Source organism: Algoriphagus sp. (assembly GCF_024642405.1).
Classification (GTDB): Bacteria; Bacteroidota; Bacteroidia; order Cytophagales; family Cyclobacteriaceae; genus Algoriphagus.
Window position 1 is genome coordinate 1 of record NZ_JAHEBC010000259.1, and the last position, 5,432, is coordinate 5,432.

Genomic DNA, 5,432 nt, shown 5'->3' on the forward strand with positions numbered 1-5,432 from the left:
CGCGTTCCAACTATTATTTGGGGACCTGGAAATGTAAAACCGGGCGTAATATCTAAAATTGGAAGTACATTGGACTTACTTCCTACTTTTTGTAGCCTTTCAAATACTCCAAAACCAGATGATCGAATATATGATGGATTTGATTTGAGTCCCGTGCTAATGGGAAAAGATGAAACACCAAGAGAAGAAATGTTTTTCTATCATGGAGATCGTCTATTCGCCGCAAGAAAAGGAGATTATAAACTCTATTTCTATAAAAATAACCCGTTGGGGTATCCAGCAAAAGTAGAAAAATTGGATACTTTAAAACTTTTTAATCTAGCCCATGATCCTTCTGAAAGGTTTGATCTTTTTGCTGAAAAACCAGAGATCATAAATGAAATCAAAGAATCAATAAATAAACATCAATCAAATCTGGTAGTTGGAGCAACTCAGTTAGAGAAAAGAATCCAAAATTAGTTAGAGGGAAATGTGATTTATCAAGATTTTAATAGTTCAACCTTAATTACCTTTTATTTAAAAATCTAGTTTTTTGAATTTAGAAAACAGTAAAATGAATGTGATTTCAAAATTTTTCCATTATTTTCAAACAAAACATCTATTAATCTAGTATTGATTAAGGATAGTTTTTTTTAAAATTATTCCTCGTTTTATTACGATAGACATTTAATTTTGTCAATCGAGCTTTAGTTTAATCTCAAGTCTATTTAATTAAATGTGTATATCCGCAATTCTACCAGTAAGGAGACTAATGCAATACAAAATAAGCTCAACTGTAAATTTTAGGCTGCTTCGGTCTTCGGTCATCGGTCTTCCGACCAGATAAGCAAAGAATTTAAGGTGACTGGCATCATTGCGGATAATCATATAATTAAATTAAATCTTCATGAAATTTGAGTGAAGTAAATCGAGAATCTTTGAATTTTATCTTAATTCAATATTAAAAAAAACAACAATTTAATTATTGTAAAAAGCATTTTTATGTATTTTTACAGAAATAATATTGAAATCATAATTCCTTCATCTCAAAACTGAGTTTCAAAGGGTCTTATTGATTGCGACTTTTGAAACAAATAATTCATTAGAAAATATTTGATTCGAATTGTTATCCTTAAAATAATATTTATTGAAATAAATTTTACTTCTATGAAACTTCCCGCCTCATCAAAGAAATCATATTTGAATTATTTTGAAAATATGCCTTCTATTTTTTTATTAAAGTCTTTCTTTTTACTCTTTTTCCTGCAATTGTCTTTTATGTCATTTGCAACGGATTATTATTTTTCTACTAATAATGGGGATGATAGCAGAACTATTCTTGAAGCGCAAAATCCTAATACTCCCTGGAAAACTATAGATAAATTAAATGCGATATCTAGTGGCTTAAAAGCTGGAGACAGAGTTTTATTTGAGGCTGGAAACACTTTTTACGGTACAATTAATGTTGTAAAAGGTGGATCTTCCGGAAACCCTATCATTTACACCTCCTATGGATTAGGTGCACAACCTGTGATTACTTCTTTAGAAACTATTGAGAGCGAAAGTTGGAGATCCTTAGGAGGCGGGATTTATGAAGCATCAATTCCCAATCTGGAAAGTTCCATAGTTCAAATATTTGAAATAGATAATTCTCCAGTAGAAATCGGTCGATTTCCAAACTCTTTTTCTGAAGAACCTTATTTAGAAATTAAAAATGTTTTAAATCAAAATTCATTATCTGGAGAGTTTAGTTTTCCAAATCTGGAAGGTGCTGAACTTGTGATCAGGAAAAATAATTGGATCATAGATCGACATCCAATTTCATCATCTTCAGGAACAACAATTAATTTTCAAAGTATAGTAACTGCCTACGAAACTAGAGCAGGGAGTGGGTATTTTGTACAAAACCACGTAAGTACTCTAGATTCATTTGGTGAATGGGCTTATAATTCTAGGTTGAAGACAGTATCAGCCTACATTGGACCAAAAAAAGCTTCAACATTTAAATTTAAAATAGCCAATAAAGATCATTTGGTTGTCAATCAGCCTTATATACAGAATATTACTTTTAGGAACTTACATTTTAAAGGAAGTAACAAAAGTATATTTTCAATTAAAAAATCCGGGAATTTCATAATTGACAAATGTATTTTAGAGTCAGCTGGAGAAAATGGAATTTATGCTGAAGAAGTACCGGATTTAACAATTTCAAATAATACCATTAAGAACAGTTTAAACGATGGTATTTTTGTTTATTATGGAGCCCCAAGAATTAAAATCCAAAATAATATTGTTGAAAATACTTTGCCATTTGCAGGAATGGGAAAGAGTAGTGACTTGACTGGAGTAGGTATTTATGTTCCATCTGATACCGACTATGGTTTAATTGAAAGGAATCAAGTACTAAATACCGCATACAACGGAATTCATTTTGGTGGAGATTATACCATTGTGAAAAATAATTTAGTTGACAGATTTTGTGTATTCAAACAAGATGGTGGTGGAATTTATACTAATGCAGACAATCAATTCACCCGAAACAATAAGGGAAGAGAGATTGTAGGAAATATAGTATTAAATGGTATCGGAAATATTGACGGAACAGAAGAAGAATTTTTACTAGCTCACGGAATTTACAACGATGATAACAGTGCCGGGATAAAAGTTTACAAAAATACAATTGCCAACATTAATGGAAATGGTTATTTCGTTCACAATAACAACAATATTGAAATTTCAGATAATCTGATTTTTAAGGCTCAAAACCAATTAAATATCACGCATGATGTCTTAGGTGGCCCAGTACGGGATATGATCATCAAGAATAATACATTTTCAAGTATTTTCGAAAATGAAGTTTTAATGAATTTTTCTTCAATTGATTATGATCTTAATCAAGCAGGAATTATTGATGAAAATTACTTTTTAGATCCATATAATAGAGACTTCGTTTTTCAGAGCAGGGAACCAAACAATGGCCCCACCGCTGTTGTTCGGGATTTCGAAAGTTGGAAAAATGAGTTTGGCTTTGATGAAAATTCTGAAAAATCAAGATTTAACCTCGTACGTTATGATATACTTACCCGAGACGAAATAAAATCTTCTTCTTTCGATTCAAATATTGATTTTGTTGCGGCAACTTATGGCGGTGTCGGTCAATTCATTCCAGATGGAATTAATGGTGGCTCTCTGTCTCTTAAACCAAATCCCGGAGGAAATCTTGCCACCTACATTCAAATTGGAGCCGTAACAGCGGGAGAGCAAATTTTACTCGAATTTGATTCTAAAAGTTCACTAGAAAATAAGGAAGTTATTTTATTTCTGGAGAAAACGTTTGAACAAAACCAAAAGGGAAGTTTAAGGTATTTTTCAACAACCTCAGAATCCAAAAGGATTCAAATTGGATTTACAGCAGAAGTTTCTGCACCTGGTGAAAGTATTGTACTCAAAATAGAAGATCCTGCCGATGCAGTGATTTTTGATAACATGGTCGTTTCAAAAGTAACTACATCTGAAATAGATATAAGAGAATACATCCGATTTGAGTATAATTATTCGGATGAAGAGGTAACTCTCCCCCTACCCGGAATTTACAGGGATGCTGAAAATAATATATTTGAAAATAAAGTAACTATCCCACCTTATGGGTCTGCCTTGTTGGTTAAATTTGATTCAGACCAATTAGAGTTACCTGAAACTCAGCTTGAAATTTCCATTATTGATCCTGTTCAAAACCAAGAGTTTCTAAGTGGAGAGGATGTTAATATAAAAACTGATATTATAGATCCAGAAGGGCTACTCGCTGGTGTAATATTCTTTCATGGAGACAGCCTACTTTCCAGACAGTATGAAGCCCCGTTTGAATTCACTTGGTCAAGTCCATCACCTGGGGACTATAGTTTATTGGCGGCAGCTGTTGATTTCGCAGGAGGGATCGCAGTATCTGAATTTGTACAGATCAAAGTATTAGACGAAGTTGTTGATCTCAGCCAAGCTCCTACGGTTGAAATTCAAAGTCCTTCTCAAAATCAATCTTTTGACCTAGGGACAGATGTATTAATTAGCACTTTACCTATTGCTGGGAATGGAACCATTGATAGAGTGGAAATTTTTGCTGGTAACAGCTTGATTGGAACAGTGAGCCAAGCACCTTACGAGATAACTTGGAGTCCAACCAGTATTAATAGTTATACTATTTATGCTAAGGTATACAATACAGAGGGTGGTGAGGGAACATCTAATAATATTTTAGTAAATATTACTGAACCTCCATTAGAAAACTTGCCGCCAAGTATTGAAATAATAAATCCTACAGATGAACAATTTTTTATCCTTGGACAAGATGTATTGATTCAAACGAACCCCATCGACCCTGAAAATAAAATTTCAAGAGTAGAATTCTATTCTGGTGAATTTGGATTTGCCACTGTTTATGAGGCTCCTTTTGAATTTACCTATCCAAATCCTCCGGCAGGTTCATATACTGTAAAAACAAAGGTTTTTGATGATCAAGGGCTTAGTGCTGAATCAAATGTGGTGAATATCAATGTACTTGATCCAAGTGTAGTAAATTTACCACCTATAATTTCAATTAAGCAACCAATTAATGAGGTCGTATTTGAAACTGGTAAATTAATAAACATTGTCACTGAAATTACTGATCCAGAAAATGATATTGATAGAGTTGAGATTTTTAGTAATGGAAATTTAATCTCAACCATAACTGCAAACCCATTCAATTTTGAATGGACCGCCAATGTTACTCCTGGTACCTATTTAGTAAATGCAGTTGCATATGATAATAGTGGAAATAGTGCACAAACCAAAAATGTTATTGTACATATTGTTCCCCCAGTAGAAGAAAATTTCCCCCCAACGGTTTCTATTTCCCAACCTTATTCGGGTGAAGAATATAGTTATGAATCGAAAATCCTTATTAAAACAAATCCCTATGATATAGAGGATGATATCAAAAAAGTAGAAATTTTTGCTGATGGCTCTTTATTAGCAATACTTAGTAAAGCACCTTATGATTATGCTTGGACAAAGATTCCAATTGGTCCACATTCTTTATACGCGGTAGTTACCGACAATGATGGTCAAACAGGTATTTCAGAAATTATAGATTTCACTGTTAAAAACTTTGCTCCAACTATTGACATCGTAGATCCAATAGATGGACAAACATTTAATTCTGGTGACGATGTATTAATTAAAACTGAACCTCTTAGATTCGATGAAACTAATAAAAGTGGTTTTCCTCTCGTTGTAGAAAATGATATAGAACGAGTAGAGTTTTTCTATAATGAACAGATTTTCGCAATAGTTACAGAAGCTCCTTTTGAATATAATTGGGAAAGTCCACCAGCTGGTACTTATACTTTAAAAGCTAAAGTCTTTGATGCTTTTGGACTTTCATCAGAATCAAAGAGGCCAACAATTCAGGTATTAGA

General features: G+C 32.9%; 1 protein-coding gene and 1 pseudogene. Both read left to right on the forward strand.

Annotated features, from left to right (window positions below):
- Positions 1-459, forward strand: a pseudogene (locus Q0L68_RS15610) (arylsulfatase); the annotation flags it as partial.
- A gap of 798 nt (positions 460-1,257) precedes the next feature.
- Positions 1,258-5,432, forward strand: a 4,175-nt coding sequence (locus Q0L68_RS15615) for an Ig-like domain-containing protein (protein WP_296705019.1), incomplete at its 3' end; no start/stop codon positions are given.